Genomic DNA, 16,234 nt, shown 5'->3' on the forward strand with positions numbered 1-16,234 from the left:
AGCTGGCTTGCCAGCGATGGCGGTAGGTCAGGCAACAGAGATGCCGGCAGTGCCGGCCTCATCGCTTGCAGGCAAGCTCCCACAAGTTTTTGTGGTGGGCACAGACTCTGCCAACACCCGGGATCCCCTGTGGGAGCCAGCCTGCTGGCGATGGCGTCAGCCCAGGCGCCGCCGGGTTGGGTCAGTTGAAGAACGGCCGGATCCCGTGATCGCGCAGGTAGCGCTCGATCACCTTCGGGTCGGCGCTGTTGTCGGCGACCGCCACGTAGGTGTCCGGGCGCAGCAGGTAGAAGCCGTTGCGCCCCAGGCCCGCCGCCTCGAAGGCCGGGCGCCAGTCGAACACGTGCAGCGGCAGGTTGTGGGCATGGCACCAGGCGATCATCTCGTCGCTGGTGTCGCCGTACACATGCACCTGCCAGCCGGGATGGCGCAGCGGTTCGTAGTTGTCGCCTTCGCCGTCGTGGGCCCACGGCAGGCGGTCGCCGCCGTGCACATGGCCGGCCACGCCTTCGCTCAGCGGCATGCCGCGGTAGTTGAGGGTGATCTGCGACACGGTGCGGAACAGGAACTCGCGGCTGGTCTCGAACGACGCCATTTTCGGGATCAGGAACGGCGCCAGCCGCGTGCGCAGCAAGTCGGCCATGCGCCCTTCGGCGGTGACGAAGCTGAACACCTTGTCGGTGGTCGACACCAGGCGCCGGGCGAAGGCGATGCGCTCGGTCTCGTAGCTGTCGAGCAGCTTGGGCGTGGCGCCGCCGCTGAGCACTGCCGCGAGTTTCCAGGCCAGGTTGATCGCATCGCCGATGCCGGTGTTCATGCCCTGGCCGCCGGCGGGGCTGTGCACGTGCGCCGCGTCGCCGAGCAGGAACGCCCGGCCGCTGCGGAAAAACTCGGCCACCCGGTGGTGGACGCGGTAGGTGGAGAACCAGTGGACGTCGTCGATGTGCACTTTAAGGTGTTCGATGGCGCGGCTGCTGACATCGGAAAACTGCAGGGTTTCGGCGCGCTCGGCCCGCTCGTCGCGCACGGTGCCGATCAGCCGCGCACGGCCTTCGCCGGCCAGCGGGAACACGGCGAGAAAGTCCGCTTCGTCCAGGTCCAGGTGCAGCTCGCCGTTGAGCGCAGGGCCGCTGGCCTGGACATCGGCGACGTAAAAGATCTGCTGATAGGTGCCGCCGGGAAAGCCGCTGTCCAGGGCCTTGCGCACCACCGAACGGGCGCCGTCGCATCCGGCCAGGTAGCAGGCCTGGCAGGTTTCCTGTTCGCCGTCGGGCAGGCGCAGGTGGGCGCTGACGCCGTCGCCGGTCTCCTCGAAGCTTTCCAGGGTGGTGTTGCGCTCGACGGTCACGCCATAGTCTTCCAGGCGCTCGATCAGCAGCCGCTCGTGTTCGTCCTGCGGGTAGATCTCCAGGAACGCATAAGGCGTCAGGCCTTCGCCGATGCGGTGCAGCGGCAACTGCGCCACGGGTTTGCCCTTGACCCAGAAGTTGGCCGCCTGCACCCGGTGGCCGCTGCGCACCACGGTGTCGGCCAGGTCCAGTTGCCGGTACAGCTCCAGGGTGCGCGCCTGCACCGCCAGCGCCCGTGAGGTGGTGCCGGGGACGGAGGTCTTGTCGATGATGCGCACGCGGATCGACAGCTTGCTCAGCCACAGGGCCAGCACCAGGCCTGTGGGGCCGGCGCCGATGATCAGTACGTCGCTGCGGTTCATGATGGCGGCGCCCCCGCGCAGGACTGCTCCGAAGGGTGAGCTTTAAGTGAAGTCCATCGGGGCGGCCGGCGCCAGTCGTGTGCCGGTCAGAAGTCGACGGACTTGATGAAGTCGATGAAGGCTTTCTGCCGCGAAGTGTATTGATGGGCATGGGGCCAGAGTGCGTGGATCGGTGTGGCGTTGGCCGAGTGCTCCAGCAGCATCGGTGTCAGCCGGCCGTCGGCCAGCGGCTTGCGGATCGAGATGTCCGGCAGGCAGGCGATGCCCAGGCCCTTGAGGGCGAAGTCGATGCGGGTGTTGATGTCGTTGCAGACGATGGCCGTGGGCAGGGACAGCTCACCGCATCCGTTGAGCGGCCAGGGCTCGACTTTTCCGGAGTTGGGCGAACGGTAGTGCAGCAGTTTGTGTTCCAGCAGCTGTTCGGGTCGCTTCGGCAGGCCGTGGCGTTCGAGATAGCTGGGTGAGGCCACGATCAGCCGGCGGAAGTGCCCCATCGGGTGGGCGCGCAAATTGCTGTCCGCCACATCGCCGACGCGGATGGCCGCATCGAAACCTTCCTGGATGATGTCAACGTTGCGCTCGGCGTAGTCCAGTTCCAGTTCGATTTGCGGAAAGCGCTCGTTGAAGTCCGCCAGGTGATCGAGAAACACGTCGCTGATCGGCGCCAGACTGATTTTCAGGCGGCCCCTGGGCAGGTCGGCGGCGCTGCTCAGTTCGGTCTGGATCTCTTCGATTTCGTCGAGGATCCGCCGGCTGCGCTCCAGCAGTTTTTCGCCTTCGGCGGTCAGGGCGATGCTGCGGGTGCTGCGCTGGAACAGCTGCACCCCCAGGTTTTCCTCCAGGCGTGAAATACGCTTGCCGATGGCCGACGCCGACACCCCCAGCGCCCGTCCCGCCGCGACAAAGCTGCGCAGCTCGGCGACCTGGACAAAGACGGAAAAAGCAGCGACGGATTCGAGCATCACACTTCCTGATTGCGGACCTTCATGGCCGGACAGACTGGAACGGTAACCTACTTTTTCCGCAATGCCTATCGCTCTAACCTTCACAGCGCCTGCAATGTTGGCTCCGCTCAACGGAGCCCTTTGCGGTGGGAGGCACCCAGGAAGCGACAGCGCCCACGGACGGGCAAGCGCACATTTCAGGTTCGAGAACGACAGGAGTCGGCATTTTGAAAGCATTCGTGACGGGCGTTACCGGGTACATCGGAGGGTCGATGGCGATGGCGCTCATCGACCGTGGATATGAGGTGTTCGGTCTGGTGCGTTCGGCGCATCAGGCCCATGAAGTCGGCAGGCTGGGGATCGTCCCGGTGCTCGGAACGCTGTACGACACCGAGGTCGTCAAGAAGCAGGCCTTGGCGGCGGATCTGATCGTCAACGCGGCCAACTCCGATAACGCCTATGTGGTGTCCACGCTGCTGCAGAGCCTGCGCGGCACCAACAAGACGCTGATCCATTACAGCGGCACCAGCGTCATCGGCGACCGCGCCGAAGGTGCAGGCTCCGACCAGCAATGGACCGAGCACACCCAGCCGCGTCCGCGCCTGGAAAAGGTCGGTCGGGTGGCGATCGACAACGCGATCCGCATGGCCGGCCAGCAAGGCCTACGGACCCTGGTGGTGTGCCCGACCATGGTGTTCGGCGAAGGGCGCGGGCTGCACAAGGACTCGATCCAGATTCCGCTGCTGACCCGTCTGGCTTTCGAGCACGGTGTGGGTGTGTACGTCGGCAGCGGCGAGAACCGCACGGCGTTCGTGCACATCGACGACCTGGTGGACCTGTCGCTGCTGATGCTCGACAAGGCCGAGAGCGGTGCCTATCTGTTCGCCGAAAACGGCGAAGTGTCGATGAAGGATCTGGCTCAGGTCATCAGCGAGAGGCTCGGCTTCGGCGGCCGCACCCAATCGGTGTCGATGGAGTACATCCTGCGTGAATGCTGCGCCCACGACCCTGAGGAGGCCGAGTACGGCCTGGGCTCGAACATTCGCGTCAGCGGTCAGAAGGCCCGGGACTTCGGTTGGGAGCCCAAGCATGCGGACGTCCTGTCCTGGATCCGTGACAGTCAGAACCTGAGGTTTTCCAAATGAGCATCGCGATGAACAACAACATCCGCAGCAAAGATGAACGGGTGATGAGCTGGCCGTTGTTTGCCCTGGCGATCGCCGCGTTCGCCATCGGCACCGCCGAGTTCATCATCATGGGCCTGCTGCCGCAGGTGTCGGCGGATCTGGGGGTTTCGATCCCGTCGGCCGGGTACCTGGTGTCGGGATACGCCATGGGTGTGGTGGTCGGCGGGCCGCTGCTGGCGATGGTGGTCGGAAAAATGGATGAGAAGCGTGCGCTGCTGATCCTGATGGCGATCTTCACGGTGGGCAACGTTGCCTGCATGCTCGCGCCGGAATTCACCTCGCTGATCGTGGCGCGGGTGTTCACGGCGTTCAGCCACGCGTCGTTCATCGGCATGGCGGCGGTGCTGGCATCGCGCATCGCGCCGCCCGGCAAGGAAGGCCGGGCGATGACGCTGATGTTCACCGGCATGACCCTGGCCAACGTGCTGGGTGTGCCCGTGGGTTCGCTGGTCGGTCAGGTCTACGGCTGGCGCACCACGTTCATGGGGGTGGTGGCGCTGGGGGTGATTTCGCTGCTGATGGTCTGGTATCTGGTGCCGGCCCGTGCCGGAGCCGGCAAGCAGCAGGTGCGGAACAACCTGCAAGGCATGAAGCGTCCGATCATCTGGCTCGGCCTGATGACCAGCGTCGTGGCGTCGGCGAGCATGTTTGCGTTCTTCACCTACATCGTGCCGGTCCTGCAGGACGTCACCCACGTGGAACCGAAGTTCGCCAGTGTGGCGCTGCTGGTCTGCGGCATCGGCATCACCATCGGCGGCCTGCTGGGCGGGCGTCTGGCGGACTGGAGCCTGACCCGCGCCCTGGTGCTGGCCCTGCTGGCGCTGATCGTCGTGCTGGTCAGCTTCTACTGGACCAGCCACTTCGTCTACCCGGCCGTGATCAACATGGCGGTGTGGGGTTGCCTGTCGTTCTGCGTCGGCATGCTGCTGCAGGCGATGATCATCCGGGTGGCGGGGGAGTCGGCCAACTACGCCTCGACCCTGAACGTGGGTGCCTTCAACCTGGGCAACGCCATCGGTGCCTGGGTCGGTGGCCGGGTGATCGATGCGGGCATGCCGCTGAACTCCATCACGCTGGTGGCGGCGACCCTCTCGCTGCTGACCTTGCTGATGGTGCTCGGCATCTTCATGAGCCGTGACCGTCGCTTGCTGAGTTATTCGCCGTCGGCTGCCTGAGTCACGTCATGCGGGGAATCGCCAGCGGTTCCCCGCATCGGCGCGAAGGCTCAAGACCGGACGTTGATGGCATATTGCCTGCGCCGCTGCATGGCAGTAAGGTAGCGGCGCTGCGCAGTGCCAGGAGGCACCCAATCACGCAAGCAATCGCAAGGAAGCCCATCAATGGATGATGAAACGTACGACGACCCGTCGCAGCGCTGGCGGGTTTCAGGGACGAAGGTTGTGCACGAAAACCCCTGGTTTTCGGTCATCGACCATACCGTCCAACTGCCCGATGGCCGCGCCATCGACTATTTCGGCATTCACCACGAGCGCCCGGCGGTGGGCATCCTGGCCCGCCACGAAGGGCGGATCCTGCTCATCCGCCAGCAACGGTTCCTGATCGGCCAAAGTGTCTGGGGCTTGCCTTCGGGGGGTGTCGATGCGCGGGAAACCCCGTTGCAGGCCGCGCAGCGGGAGCTGCTCGAGGAAACCGGCTACGGCGCCCGCGACTGGCAACCGCTGATAGCCTTCCATCCCACCTACGGTTGCAGCGATCAACGCTTCGAGATCTTTCAGGCAACCGGTGTGCAGCGCCTGAGCGAGCATTTCGACACCCACGAGGTCCAGCAGGTGCGCTGGTTCTCGATCTCCGAGATTTTCCGCCTGATCGCCGCCGGCCGCATGACGGACGGGCTGTCGCTCGTGCCGATCCTGCTGCACATCTGCCAGTGCGCCACACCTGTCGACGACTTCGCTGCGGGCCTGTCGGCCTTCAGTCAACCTCCAGCAAGGATGCCGCTATGAAAATCAACGAACTGTCGAAGAAGTCCGGAGTGAGTCCGCGCATGCTGCGCTACTACGAGGAGCAGGGGCTGATCCGGCCGATGCGGCTGGCGTCGGGGTATCGGGATTACTGCCAGAACGACATTTCGGTTCTCAAGAACATCAAGGCGCTTCAGGAAGCCGGGTTGACGCTCAATGTCATCCGCGTGCTGATGCCGTGCATCATCAGTCAGCCGGTGCGGTTCGATACTTGCCCGCTGATCGTGGCGACGCTCAAGGATCAGCGGCTCAAGCTGCAACGCACCATCGAAGATCAATCCAGGGCGTTGTCGATTCTTGAGCAATACCTGGACGAGACCGGCCAGATGGACATTCCCGATGTGCTGCCGAACTCGATGTGGGAGTCCGGCAGTCTGGCGTATGCCTGAACTCAGCTGCTGGCCGGCACCGGCCGCGACAGGCGGGTGTTGCGCAGCGCCAGCAGGGCGGGGCGCTCGATCAGCAGGTACGAGAGGCGGGCGATGAGAACGGCCAGGCCGGCGAACGCCGCTATCGACGAGGCTTTCGCCTGCACGGCGGTGAAGCCGTGTCGCAGCAGGCTGTCGGCCAGGTCATGCATGAAGTAGTTGAGCTGGTTGTGCACCAGATAGATGCTGTATGAAATCACCCCCAGCCAATGGAACGGCGCCGCGCCGATCAGGCGTGCCGCCGGGTGCCGGCCTGACTGCAGGGCCAGGATCAGCAACGGAAAGCAGGCGACCGCCAGCACGTCCAGGCCTTTCTCCGTCATCAGCCACACCGTCGTCACGCAGATCGCGCCCGCCACACCCGGATGGCCCAGCCAGCGGCGCAGCCAGGCGAACTCCAGCGCGCGGTAGGCGATCACCCCCATGACGAAATCCGCCAGGCAACGGATCACCGGATAGGGCGTGCCGTAATGCCAGATATCGAGGAACCCCGAGCGTTTGGGTTCATCGAACAGCGCCGGCGAAATCGCGATCAACGGCAGCATCGCCAGCGCACCGGACATCGCCAGCAGATTGGCGGCACCGCTGCGCCGCAACAGCGCCAGGACAATGAACGGGAAGCACAGGCTGGCGATCCATTCGGCGCTCACCGACCATCCGGGGGTGTCGAGGGTGGGCACATTGAACAGGGTCTGGAACATCGTCAGGTTGACCAGCGCGCTGACCGCCACCGGCGGTCCGGGCCAGCGATCCATCAGCGAGTTGGCCACCAGCAGCGATGCGGTGAGGGTCATCACCGCATACAGCGGATAGATGCGGGACAGGCGGCGGTACAGGAAACGCAGGATGTCCGTGGGTTTGAGCGAGTGCTCGAACAGATGCCCGTAGCTGAGCGTCAGGACAAACCCCGACAACACCAGAAACAGATCCACCATCAGGTATCCGTTGCCCATGAAGTTGCCCAGCCGGCCCTCCAGCAGCGATCCGGCGTTGAAGTGATAGAGCATGACCATCATCGCCGCGATCCCGCGCAAGCCGGTTAACGCACGTACTTCCTGTTTATGCATGTCCATTCACCTGTCCATCATCCTTTAATGCGACCGAGTCGATTGTCAGGCGGGCGTGGTCCGGGGTGCTTGCCGGGTGTCGACCTGCACCGAGAAGTGCAGCACCTGACGCTGGTCGTCAGCCGGATCCAGCGCTTGCAGCGCATGGAAATCGGCGATCCAGTCTTCCCCGCGCAAGTCCTCGGCCTTGAGGGTGGTTGCCAGTGCGATGACCCGAGTGCCGGCCGCATGGGCCGATTGCAGGCCCGCCGGGGCGTCCTCGAAACTCAGGCAGTGCGCCGGATCGACCCCCAGAGCCCGCGCAGCCGCCAAGTATCCTTCAGGCGCCGGCTTACCCGAAGCGACATCTTCGGCAGTGATGAGGATTGGCGGAATCGGCACCCCCGCCGCCTGCATCCGGCGTATCGCCAGTTCGCGGCTGGCCGAGGTCACCACGGCCCAGCGGTTGGCCGGCAGCCGTTGCAGGAAACGCCGCGCGCCCGGCACTTCGACGATGCCGTCGGTGTCGGCGACTTCCTCGGCGACGATGCGTGCGGTTTCGGCGTCGGTGTCGACGCCGGGCGGGGCGAACATGGCCACGGTTTCCGCGGTGCGCCGGCCATGGGCCGCGTGCAGCACTTGGGCAAGGTCAAGCCCGTGGCGCTGGGCGAAGCGGCCCCAGGTGCGTTCGACCACGGCGGTGGAATCGACCAGGGTGCCGTCCATGTCGAACAGCAGGGCCTGGGTGGAAATCAGGGAACCGGTTTGCAGTTGCATAGTGATGAGGCTCGTTTCAAAGGGTTGGGGAAATCAGCGCAGGGCATTGAGCAGCCAGGCGAGATCGTGTTGCAGGTGCGCGGGGTCGCCGCAGCGGTAATCGTTTTCCAGCACGTAGGTCTCGACGGTGCAGTGGCGTTGCAGTGCCTGGACGGTCTCGGCCACCGAACCGTCGCCCAGGCCCAGCGGCACGCTGGCCTCCAGGTCCCGGCGTCCGTCCTTGATGTGCACCTGGTCCGACAGCACCGGATGCAGCTGTTCGATCAGCGTCAGCGGCTGCACCCCGGCCTTGAGCGGATTCCAGGTGTCGAGGATCAGGCGCAGGCCGGGGTGGTCGACCAGCGTCACCAGCGTCTGGGCGGCGGGGGCGTCCAGGTCGTTTTCATTGGCCACCAGCAGGCCCCGCTGCGCCCCCTGCTCGCAGGCCCACCGCAGCAGGCGAGCGGTGTCTTCCAGCGTTTGCCGGTCGCGGATCAGGCTGTTGCGAAAGCTGGGGAAAAACACCATTTCGGCACCCAGGTACACCGCCGCATCGAGGGCGCTCTGCACCTGGTCGCGGACTGCCCTGCCGGCGGCCGTTCCGGCCGGGCTGTGCAGGCCCAGGTCGTTCATGCGGTTGCAGGCCAGTGCGCGCACGCTCACGGCGTGTCTGCGACCGGCCTCGCGCACCGCGTTCAGCGCCTGCGGGGTGTCCAGTGGCGGCGCACGGCCCGGTCCGCCGAAATCGATCTGGATCTCGTGCAGCCCGCACCATGCGGTGAAGGCCATCGCCTCGGCTGCGCAGAACGGCAACCGCCAGTCGGCCAGCGCGATTCGCGGTGCGCCGGCGGCCATCTGATCGGCGAATCTCATGCGCTTTGCCGGCTCTGGGACACCGGCGCAGCTTCATCGACGCGCCAGGCCTCACCGTCGTTGCCCACCACCAGGCTATCGCCATGAAAGCCTTCGCCGCGGCTGCGGTAAAGGTTCAGGGCGATGCGTTCGAAGCTCCGCGGCGTCATGTATCCGGTGTAGTCGAACGACGCCGGGCGACGTTGGCGGATCCCAGCGGTGTCGACCATTTTCTCCGGCAGCACCTGAACCACGCGCACGCCATTCTCGCCTTCCTCCTGGGCCAGGGAGTTCAACAGGCTGGCGGCGGCGGCCTTGGTCGCGGCATAGCCGGAGCGTAGGGGGCCGGCGTTGTAGACCACCTCGGAAGAGACGCCGACGAACAGCGAAGGCGTGCGCAGGCGCAACGCCGGCAGGGTGGCGCCCAGCGTCAGCCACAGGCCGTGAAGGTTGACGTTCAGCTGATCGCGCCATTCCTGTTCGCTGACTTCCAGCAGCGGTGCGCGTTTCGGGCCGTAATAGACGGCACTGTAGAACACCGCGTCGAGGCTGGGGCCGAACTCCTGCATGGCGGCCTCCAGGCGCCGGCGGCTTTCGTCGGGGTCGGTGAAGTCGACAGGCCGCCAGATCACGCCTTCCAGGCCAGGCTGGCTGTCGGGGTTGGAGCGGCTGAACACCACCACTTGCAGGCCGTCGGCGAGCAGCGCCTGGGCGATGCCGCGGCCGATGCCGGTGGAGCCGCCCATGACAAAAACCGTGTTGGAGCGGGGTGCAACTGACGTCAGGCCGTGCATGGCAGGTTTTCCGGAGTGTGAAGTGAGGGGTCGGCCTTGAGCAGGCCGGTGCAAGGTGAGATTTCAATGCCGACTTTCAGGAAGCGTTCGCCGTCGATTTCCCGTTCGCCGTACCAGGCCATGCGCTGCATGAGTTCGGCGGCCTGGGGCAAGGGCAGCAGGTGCGTGACCAGCGGTGCGAAGGTGCTGGGGTTCTGCGCGAGCAGGCGGGTGGCGTCCAGCAGCTTTTCGCTCGCCACGCCGCGATGCCCGTACAGCACCAGGGGTTTGCCGGAGCGGGTGACCACATCGGCGAACGCGCCGCTGGCCGGCAAACCACCGCAGTTGAGGGTGCGCACCTGGGCGATGTCTTCCAGTTGCGGCAGCGACGACAGACGCGAGTCGCCGGGCATGCCGCCGATCAGGTCGATCACGCCGTGGGCGCAGACCTGGGCGACGGCATGTTCCAGGCAGGCCAGACTGGCGCTGCGCGGTGTGGCGATCAGGGCGGCGACGGGGCGGTCCTGCATCGCCAGCGTCAGGCCGGCACCGAGGCTGTCGAACAGGACGTGACGGTCGAAATGCAGGCGCTGCCGTTCGCTCCAGTGCAGTCCGGCGCTGCTGTGATGAACCATCACCACCCGCGTCCAGACACCCAGGTAGCGTTTGGCGAGCAGCGCCGCCAGATGCCCGACGATGCCGTCGCCATAGATGATCAGCGGTCCGGCCGGTTTGCGTTTGAGCATCAGCTCCAGGGCGTGGATCACGCAGGCGACCGGTTCGATCAGCGGCGCCAGGGCGGCCGGCAGATCCACCGGCAGCGGCACCACCAGGCCGCTGTCGACAATGGCCGCCGGTATCTTCACGACCTGCTGGAACAGACCGTCCAGTCGGTGCCCGAGCAGCATCTGCGGGTTGTCCGGATGGGTCGGGTTGAGGATGACATTCATGCCTTCGCGCAGGTGCCCGGCGACCCCGGCACCGACCTTGAGGACACGCGCCACCCCTTCATGGCCGATCACCCGCGCCGGGTCGTCGCGTTCGCGGCGCAGGATCTGCAGATCGGTGCCGCACAGCCCGGCCACCAGGGGGGCGACCAGCAGTTCACCGGGGCCGGCCGACGGGGTCGGCACGGTTTCGAGCGACACCCGATGCCCCTCGCGGACAATCGCCAGGTGGCTGGCGCCGTGGCGCAGGATGTCATTCATGGGCGTATTGCTCCTGTGCTTGCAGGGCATGCAGCCCGGCACCGGAGAGCCCGTCCGCCTGATCCGCGCGGGCGACCGCGATCCGGTCGCTCAGGTAGCGCGGCAGGCGCTTACTGGTGAGATACAGGCCGGCTTCCTGAAAGTGCCGGTTGAGCAACCGCAGGTAGTGCGGTTCGAGATTGACGCTGACCCCGCCGACAAAGGCCACGCGGTCGATCTCCGGATCCAGCGTCAGGGCCGTGCGCACCACGTCGGCAATCGGCCGGGTCGCCAGGTGCAGCAGGTGCTCGGCGTATTCGTCGTGCCGTTCCAGCGCCATCCGCAGGGCTTCCTCGTGGCCGCAGCCGACCTCCATCAGGCGCGCCATGGCCGAAGACGACCAGCGTGACGGTTGGCTGATCGCCAGGGCGTCGTGCAGTTTCTTCATGCCGCGCCCTGACGAAAACGCCACAAGGTGGTTGCGGCCGCCGCAGTCGCAGGTCAAAGAAAGAGCGCCGCCTGAACTGTCCGCGAGCGTGACGGGCAAGTGGCCGATTTCACCTTGCAGGCCGACGTCGTCCACCGCAATCCGTCCGCTGCGCAGGTCGATCGTGCGACAGGCGACCCCCGAGCTGACAGTGATCAGCATGATTTTGCGCAGAGCCGTGCGGCGCTGGAGGCTGGCGTAATGCACCAGCACCGCCGTGACGTCATTGACGCTGTGCCAAGTGATTTCCGCGGCGCGGCCGGTCAGCTCGCTGCGCAAATCGAAGGGCGTGGTATCCGCGCCCCACAACGGCCCCGAACCATAGACCAGTCCGGTGCGGGCGTTCATTGCCGCCCCCAGCGAAACCGATGCCCGGCGCAGCCCGGACTTTCGTGCGGTGTTCACCAGATAGTCGAGCAGGGCGTCCTTGAGCGCCCGGGCGCTGAGCCGCGGGTGGGTCAGAAAACTGGTGGCCGGTTCGCTGACGACGTTGCTCAGACCGTGTACGGGGTGGAAATGCCCGGAGCGAAAATGCGTGCCGCCGATGTCGAAGACGACGACGCTGTCCGCGTCGTCGTCTTGCGCCACGGGTCGGGACGTCCTGTCCAGAGTGTCCGTTACCATGGGGCGCCTCCTCAGGCCACGCAGCTTTGATCGGTGGCGCGGTCGCCGCGCTGCCCGATCCAGAGCAGGGCCTGTTCCAGCTCGACGCGGGTCACATCGTTGACGAACGCGGTGTGGCCGATGCCGTCGGACAGCGGAATGCGCTGCTGGCCGTCACGGTGCTTGACGGTGTCGGCCAGGGCCTTTTCCAGCAGTTGCAGATTGAACACCGGGTGCGACACCGGCAGCCCCGCGACTTCGATCAGATCGATGGCGCGGTCGGCATCCGCCTGCGTCAGCAGCCCGCGTCCGGCCGCCAGCGCCACGCACAGGGCCATGTCCACCGCCACGGCTTCGCCATGCAGCAGCGCAGGTTCGGCCAGCAGCTCCAGCGAAGGGCTGAAGGTATGGCCGTAGTCCACGCTGCGCGCCAGCTCCGCTTCCCAGAGGTTGGGCTCAAGTTCGGCAAGCATGCCGGCAATGGCCCGGGACATGATTTCCTTGATCCGCGGATCGCTGGAGGCGAAGGCCTTGGGCGTCAGGCTCGAGGACATCTCTTCCAGCAGGTCGAACAGGTCGCGATCCTTGATCAGCGCCATCTTGATGATCTCCGCCACACCGTTGGAGATGTGGCGCTGATCCATGGTCTGCAGGAAATAGGGATCGATGAGCGCTGAGGAGGGGGCGTAATAGGTGCCCAGACGGTTCTTGTAGTCGTCGTGGTTGACCCCGGTCTTGATGCCGATGCCGGCGTCGATCTGCCCCATCAGGGTGGTCGGGATGCGGATGTAGGGAATGCCGCGGCGATACAGGCTGGAGGCGAAGCCCACCACATCCAGCAGCACGCCGCCGCCGATGCCGATCACCACTTCATTGCGCCGCAGCAGATTGGCCGCCGCCATGGCCTGCGCCACTTCGATGGCGTGATCCATGGTCTTGAAGGCTTCATCGCCGGACATGACTTTCCACACCACCTGGATTTTCCAGGCATCGAAATAGGCGCGGAACTCTTCGCCGTAGAGCTCGTTGACCCGCGCATCGATCACCACCAGCCGGCGCACCGGTTGCACACCGTTGGCGCCGCAACCGTACGCCAGGGCGGCGTTGCTGTGCTTGAGCAGGCCGGTGTTCAGCGACACGCTGTAGTTGACCTCCTGCCGGGCGTGCATGCGCCAGGTCAGGTCGGAGCACTTGGGCAGCGGGCTGGCCACGTGCAGCCGGCGTTGAGGTGCGGTCGGGGCGTTCAAGTTATCCATAACTCAGTTCTCGAAAAGGTCGTAGGGAGGGCAGGGTCTTCTCAGTCGATGATCGTGCGGTGAACCTTTACCCAGCGTTCTTCTTCGGCCGAGGCCAGAATCGCATCGATGATTTCGCAGCAGCGCAGGCCGTCGACGAAATTCGGTGCCGGCGATTCGCCGGTCTTCAGGGCATTGACGAAATGCCGGAAACTCAAGGTGAACGCATCGCCGTAGCCCATGCCCTGGGCCGTGACGCCGACGCCGAGGTCGCCGCCCAGCGCCGGGAACCAGAACAGTTCGGCGCCCGGATGGGCACGGCCCAGCGGGATGGTGCGGTAGCCGGAAAGACTCTGCGCATCGGCGCCGTCGAAGAACTGCAGCTCGTTGCTGCGTTCCCAGCTGAACCGCACGGCACCCTTGTCGCCGACCACCACAAAGAACACGTCATTCTTGAAGCCGGGCAGTGCCCAACTGGCCTTCAGCGTGCCGGTGGCGCCGTTGTCGAAGCGCACCATCGCCGCCGCCAGGTCATCCACCTCGACCTGGCCCTGGAGGCTTCGGTCGTTGGGCAGCGGACGTTTTCCGATGAATCGCTGGGTGGTGGCCACCACGCTGTCCACCTCGCCGACGAGGAACCGGGCCAGGTCGATGATGTGCGCGCCCACGTCGCCCAGAGCGCCGGCCCCGGCAGGGCCCTTCTTGAAGCGCCAGTGCAGGGGGATGGTCGGATCGTTGTTGTGATCCTGGAAGAAATGCCCCTCGAAATGACGGATGTCGCCCAGCGCGCCGCTTTTGATCAGCGCCCGGGCCTGAGCGATGGCCGGCCAGGCGCGGTAGGTGAAATTGACCATGTGAACCCGGCCCGAAGCATGGGCCGCACGGGCCATTTCGGCGGCGAAGCGGCTGTTGACCGACAGCGGCTTTTCGCAGATGACATGCTTGCCATGGGCGAATGCATCGAGGCAGATCTCATGATGGGAATCGTTGGGGGTGGCGACGTCCACCACATCGATCGAAGGGTCACGGGTCACGCTGGTCCAGTCGGTGCCGTGTTCCTGCCATCCCCAGCGCGAGGCTTCCCGCTCGGCCGCACGGCCATCGGTGTCGACAATGCGCACCAGATCGAAGCGGTCGGCCGGATCTTCGGTGTACCCGGCCAGATTGTTCATGGACAGGCTGTGCAGTTTGGCCATGTAGCCGGCGCCGATCATCCCCACGCGAAACGGCTTTGCTGCTTGCATCATGTTCTGGCTCCCTGTTGGACTTCTTGTCTGGATGCCTGAAACAAGGGGCAATGATCCTGCATGAACCCCGTTCCTCTGTTTTCAGGCGGGGGCAATACCACCCTTGACAGCGGTGTGAAGGTCAATAGGGTTTCTTACTTTTTTTCAAAAAACATGCATGGGCAACGCGCTACGATCGGCAGGCAGGCGAGGGCAAGCCCGGGTCATCCCCATGGGCATTGCGGGTTTCACATGACTGGAACGTTGAACGGCCTGCACAGACTAATGCGCAGGCGCCGCCGCTGAGGCTGGCGCAGCGCAATTGACCGCCGGGCAGACCCGGCTTGCCGGACGGGACGGAACACCATGCACACTGTTCGAACACTGACGGGATGGGCCGTGCTCGCCGTGCTGGCCGGTTGCGCCGGCCAGCACGGCGAGGAGTCGGGCCGGCGCTCGCCGGACGCGGTCAGGGCGCAGATCGTGCGCCTGTTGCCGGCCGGTACGGTCGACCGTCAGGGCTGGGCCACCGATATTTACGCCGCGTTTACGGCCCAGAAGATCAGCCCCACCACCGGCAATCTGTGTTCGGTGCTGGCCGTGGCCGAGCAGGAGTCGACATTTCAGGTCGATCCGCCGGTGCCGGGCCTGGGCAAGATCGCCCGTGACGAAATCGACCGCCGTGCCGCCAAGGCCCACATTCCGGGCGTGCTGGTCAGCGGTGCGCTGGCATTGCGCTCGCCGAACGGCAAGTCCTACAGCGAACGCTTGAGCGCCGCCCGCAGCGAAAAGGAACTGAGCGGGATCTTCGATGACTTCATCGGCATGGTGCCGATGGGCCGCACGCTGTTCGGCGGCTTCAACCCCGTGCACACCGGCGGGCCGATGCAGGTCAGCATCGAGTTCGCCGAGCGGCACGCCAAGGACTATCCCTATCCGGTGGGCGGGACGATCCGTCACGAAGTGTTTACCCGGCGGGGCGGGATGTACTTCGGCATCGCCCACTTGCTGGGGTATCCGGTGAACTACCGCGAACCGCTGTACCGCTTCGCCGATTTCAACGCCGGTTGGTACGCCAGCCGCAATGCGGCGTTCCAGAATGCGGTGAGCCGGGCGTCGGGCATCCCGCTGGCGCTGGACGGCGACCTGATCCGGCCGGGGTCGATCATGCCCGGCAGCACGGAGCTGGCCGTGCGGGCGTTGGGCAAGTCACTGGATCTGCGCAATCCGGTGATCCGCGAGCAATTGGAGAAGGGCGACACGCTGGGATTCGAAGACACCCGGGTGTACCGACGGGTGTTCGAGCTGGCGGAGCGGGCCGAAGGCAAGCCGCTGCCCCGTGCGGTGTTGCCGGGGATCGTGCTGCAGAGCCCGAAGATCACCCGCAAACTGACCACCGCCTGGTTCGCCAAACGGGTGGACGAGCGTTACCGGCGCTGCATGGCCAAACAATGAAGAAGCGAAAGGCATAAAAAAACCCGGCTGACGGGAGCCGGGTCTTTTCTGGGTTGTTGCGGTGATGCGAAGCATCAGGCCACGCGGCGTTCGATCAGGCGATCCGAACCGCCTTCGGCGACGCGGCGTTCCAGCAGACGGTCAGAGCCGCCTTCGGCGACGCGGCGTTCCAGCAGACGGTCCGAGCCACCTTCGGCGACGCGGCGTTCCAGCAGACGGTCGGAACCGCCTTCGGCGACGCGGCGTTCCAGCAGACGGTCGGAACCGCCTTCGGCGACGCGGCGTTCCAGCAGACGGTCCGAGCCACCTTCGGCGACGCGGCGTTCCAGCAGACGGTCGGAACCGCCTTCGGCGACGCGGCG

General features: G+C 65.6%; 16 protein-coding genes. 5 read left to right on the forward strand and 11 right to left on the reverse strand.

What is annotated here, in order from left to right:
* Positions 1 to 181: 181 nt before the first annotated feature.
* Positions 182 to 1,711: an FAD-dependent monooxygenase gene (locus ACIP0B_RS13185; RefSeq protein WP_400832440.1), complete on the reverse strand. Its 1,530-nt coding sequence runs from the start codon at positions 1,709 to 1,711 to the stop codon at positions 182 to 184.
* An 86-nt stretch (positions 1,712 to 1,797) separates the two neighbouring features.
* On the reverse strand, positions 1,798 to 2,673 hold the full coding sequence (locus ACIP0B_RS13190; protein WP_400832442.1) for a LysR family transcriptional regulator: 876 nt from the start codon (positions 2,671 to 2,673) through the stop codon (positions 1,798 to 1,800).
* A 221-nt stretch (positions 2,674 to 2,894) separates the two neighbouring features.
* Here ACIP0B_RS13190 and ACIP0B_RS13195 point away from each other — a divergent pair, with 221 nt between their 5' ends.
* From ACIP0B_RS13195 to ACIP0B_RS13210, 4 genes are all read left to right on the forward strand, one after another.
* Positions 2,895 to 3,800 carry an NAD-dependent epimerase/dehydratase family protein gene (locus ACIP0B_RS13195; protein ID WP_400832545.1) on the forward strand — a complete coding sequence of 302 codons (906 nt, stop codon included), beginning with the start codon at positions 2,895 to 2,897 and terminating at the stop codon, positions 3,798 to 3,800.
* 8 nt (positions 3,801 to 3,808) lie between these two features.
* Complete coding sequence (locus ACIP0B_RS13200; RefSeq protein ID WP_400832444.1) at positions 3,809 to 5,017, forward strand: MFS transporter; 1,209 nt, start codon at positions 3,809 to 3,811, stop codon at positions 5,015 to 5,017.
* Positions 5,018 to 5,182: 165 nt separating this feature from the next.
* The gene (locus ACIP0B_RS13205) at positions 5,183 to 5,806 is read left to right on the forward strand and encodes an NUDIX domain-containing protein (RefSeq protein WP_400832446.1); all 624 of its coding nucleotides are present in this window, start codon (positions 5,183 to 5,185) and stop codon (positions 5,804 to 5,806) included.
* The gene (locus ACIP0B_RS13210; RefSeq protein WP_400832447.1) at positions 5,803 to 6,213 is read left to right on the forward strand and encodes a MerR family transcriptional regulator; all 411 of its coding nucleotides are present in this window, start codon (positions 5,803 to 5,805) and stop codon (positions 6,211 to 6,213) included. Before ACIP0B_RS13205 ends, ACIP0B_RS13210 begins: the two co-directional genes overlap by 4 nt.
* A 2-nt stretch (positions 6,214 to 6,215) precedes the next feature.
* On the opposite strand, the gene ACIP0B_RS13215 is transcribed toward ACIP0B_RS13210, so the two are convergent.
* From ACIP0B_RS13215 to ACIP0B_RS13250, 8 genes are read right to left on the reverse strand one after another with little or no spacing between them, the layout of a single operon-like run.
* Entirely contained in the window at positions 6,216 to 7,325 is a 1,110-nt protein-coding gene (locus tag ACIP0B_RS13215) for an acyltransferase family protein (RefSeq protein ID WP_400832448.1), read from the reverse strand.
* A 39-nt stretch (positions 7,326 to 7,364) separates the two neighbouring features.
* Positions 7,365 to 8,075, reverse strand: a complete 711-nt coding sequence (locus ACIP0B_RS13220; protein ID WP_400832451.1) for an HAD family hydrolase — start codon at positions 8,073 to 8,075, stop codon at positions 7,365 to 7,367.
* A gap of 33 nt (positions 8,076 to 8,108) precedes the next feature.
* Positions 8,109 to 8,927, reverse strand: a complete 819-nt coding sequence (locus ACIP0B_RS13225) for a sugar phosphate isomerase/epimerase family protein (RefSeq protein ID WP_400832452.1) — start codon at positions 8,925 to 8,927, stop codon at positions 8,109 to 8,111.
* Entirely contained in the window at positions 8,924 to 9,652 is a 729-nt protein-coding gene (locus ACIP0B_RS13230; RefSeq protein ID WP_400832454.1) for an SDR family NAD(P)-dependent oxidoreductase, read from the reverse strand. The genes ACIP0B_RS13225 and ACIP0B_RS13230 overlap by 4 nt, the downstream gene beginning before the upstream one ends.
* Positions 9,653 to 9,687: 35 nt before the next feature.
* Positions 9,688 to 10,887 carry an alcohol dehydrogenase catalytic domain-containing protein gene (locus tag ACIP0B_RS13235; protein WP_400832455.1) on the reverse strand — a complete coding sequence of 400 codons (1,200 nt, stop codon included), beginning with the start codon at positions 10,885 to 10,887 and terminating at the stop codon, positions 9,688 to 9,690.
* Complete coding sequence (locus ACIP0B_RS13240; RefSeq protein WP_400832457.1) at positions 10,880 to 11,941, reverse strand: ROK family protein; 1,062 nt, start codon at positions 11,939 to 11,941, stop codon at positions 10,880 to 10,882. The genes ACIP0B_RS13235 and ACIP0B_RS13240 overlap by 8 nt, the downstream gene beginning before the upstream one ends.
* Before the next feature lie 47 nt (positions 11,942 to 11,988).
* Positions 11,989 to 13,212 (reverse strand): sedoheptulose 7-phosphate cyclase, encoded by a 1,224-nt coding sequence (locus ACIP0B_RS13245; RefSeq protein ID WP_400832458.1) that lies wholly within the window; start codon positions 13,210 to 13,212, stop codon positions 11,989 to 11,991.
* Between the two features lie 41 nt (positions 13,213 to 13,253).
* Positions 13,254 to 14,438, reverse strand: coding sequence for a Gfo/Idh/MocA family protein (locus ACIP0B_RS13250; RefSeq protein ID WP_400832460.1), 1,185 nt, complete (start codon positions 14,436 to 14,438; stop codon positions 13,254 to 13,256).
* Between the two features lie 345 nt (positions 14,439 to 14,783).
* Here ACIP0B_RS13250 and ACIP0B_RS13255 point away from each other — a divergent pair, with 345 nt between their 5' ends.
* Positions 14,784 to 15,872: a DUF1615 domain-containing protein gene (locus tag ACIP0B_RS13255; protein WP_400832462.1), complete on the forward strand. Its 1,089-nt coding sequence runs from the start codon at positions 14,784 to 14,786 to the stop codon at positions 15,870 to 15,872.
* A 74-nt stretch (positions 15,873 to 15,946) separates the two neighbouring features.
* Here the strand turns inward: ACIP0B_RS13255 and ACIP0B_RS13260 are convergent.
* Positions 15,947 to 16,234, reverse strand: a 288-nt coding sequence (locus ACIP0B_RS13260; RefSeq protein ID WP_400832463.1) for a phage infection protein, incomplete at its 5' end; no start/stop codon positions are given.

This window comes from Pseudomonas sp. NPDC089534 (assembly GCF_044749305.1).
GTDB lineage: Bacteria > Pseudomonadota > Gammaproteobacteria > Pseudomonadales > Pseudomonadaceae > Aquipseudomonas > Aquipseudomonas ekonensis.

Excerpts from the sequence above, each read along its gene's own strand:
- ACIP0B_RS13185 (WP_400832440.1), bottom strand. The coding sequence starts at position 1,711 with ATGAACCGCAGCGACGTACTGATCATCGGCGCCGGCCCCACAGGCCTG.
- ACIP0B_RS13255 (WP_400832462.1), top strand. The coding sequence starts at position 14,784 with ATGCACACTGTTCGAACACTGACGGGATGGGCCGTGCTCGCCGTGCTG.
- ACIP0B_RS13205 (WP_400832446.1), top strand. The coding sequence starts at position 5,183 with ATGGATGATGAAACGTACGACGACCCGTCGCAGCGCTGGCGGGTTTCA.
- ACIP0B_RS13230 (WP_400832454.1), bottom strand. The coding sequence starts at position 9,652 with ATGGGCGGCTCCACCGGCATCGGCCGCGGCATCGCCCAGGCGCTGCTC.
- ACIP0B_RS13190 (WP_400832442.1), bottom strand. The coding sequence starts at position 2,673 with ATGCTCGAATCCGTCGCTGCTTTTTCCGTCTTTGTCCAGGTCGCCGAG.
- ACIP0B_RS13210 (WP_400832447.1), top strand. The coding sequence starts at position 5,803 with ATGAAAATCAACGAACTGTCGAAGAAGTCCGGAGTGAGTCCGCGCATG.
- ACIP0B_RS13235 (WP_400832455.1), bottom strand. The coding sequence starts at position 10,887 with ATGAATGACATCCTGCGCCACGGCGCCAGCCACCTGGCGATTGTCCGC.
- ACIP0B_RS13250 (WP_400832460.1), bottom strand. The coding sequence starts at position 14,438 with ATGATGCAAGCAGCAAAGCCGTTTCGCGTGGGGATGATCGGCGCCGGC.
- ACIP0B_RS13220 (WP_400832451.1), bottom strand. The coding sequence starts at position 8,075 with ATGCAACTGCAAACCGGTTCCCTGATTTCCACCCAGGCCCTGCTGTTC.
- ACIP0B_RS13245 (WP_400832458.1), bottom strand. The coding sequence starts at position 13,212 with ATGGATAACTTGAACGCCCCGACCGCACCTCAACGCCGGCTGCACGTG.
- ACIP0B_RS13200 (WP_400832444.1), top strand. The coding sequence starts at position 3,809 with ATGAACAACAACATCCGCAGCAAAGATGAACGGGTGATGAGCTGGCCG.
- ACIP0B_RS13225 (WP_400832452.1), bottom strand. The coding sequence starts at position 8,927 with ATGAGATTCGCCGATCAGATGGCCGCCGGCGCACCGCGAATCGCGCTG.
- ACIP0B_RS13215 (WP_400832448.1), bottom strand. The coding sequence starts at position 7,325 with ATGGACATGCATAAACAGGAAGTACGTGCGTTAACCGGCTTGCGCGGG.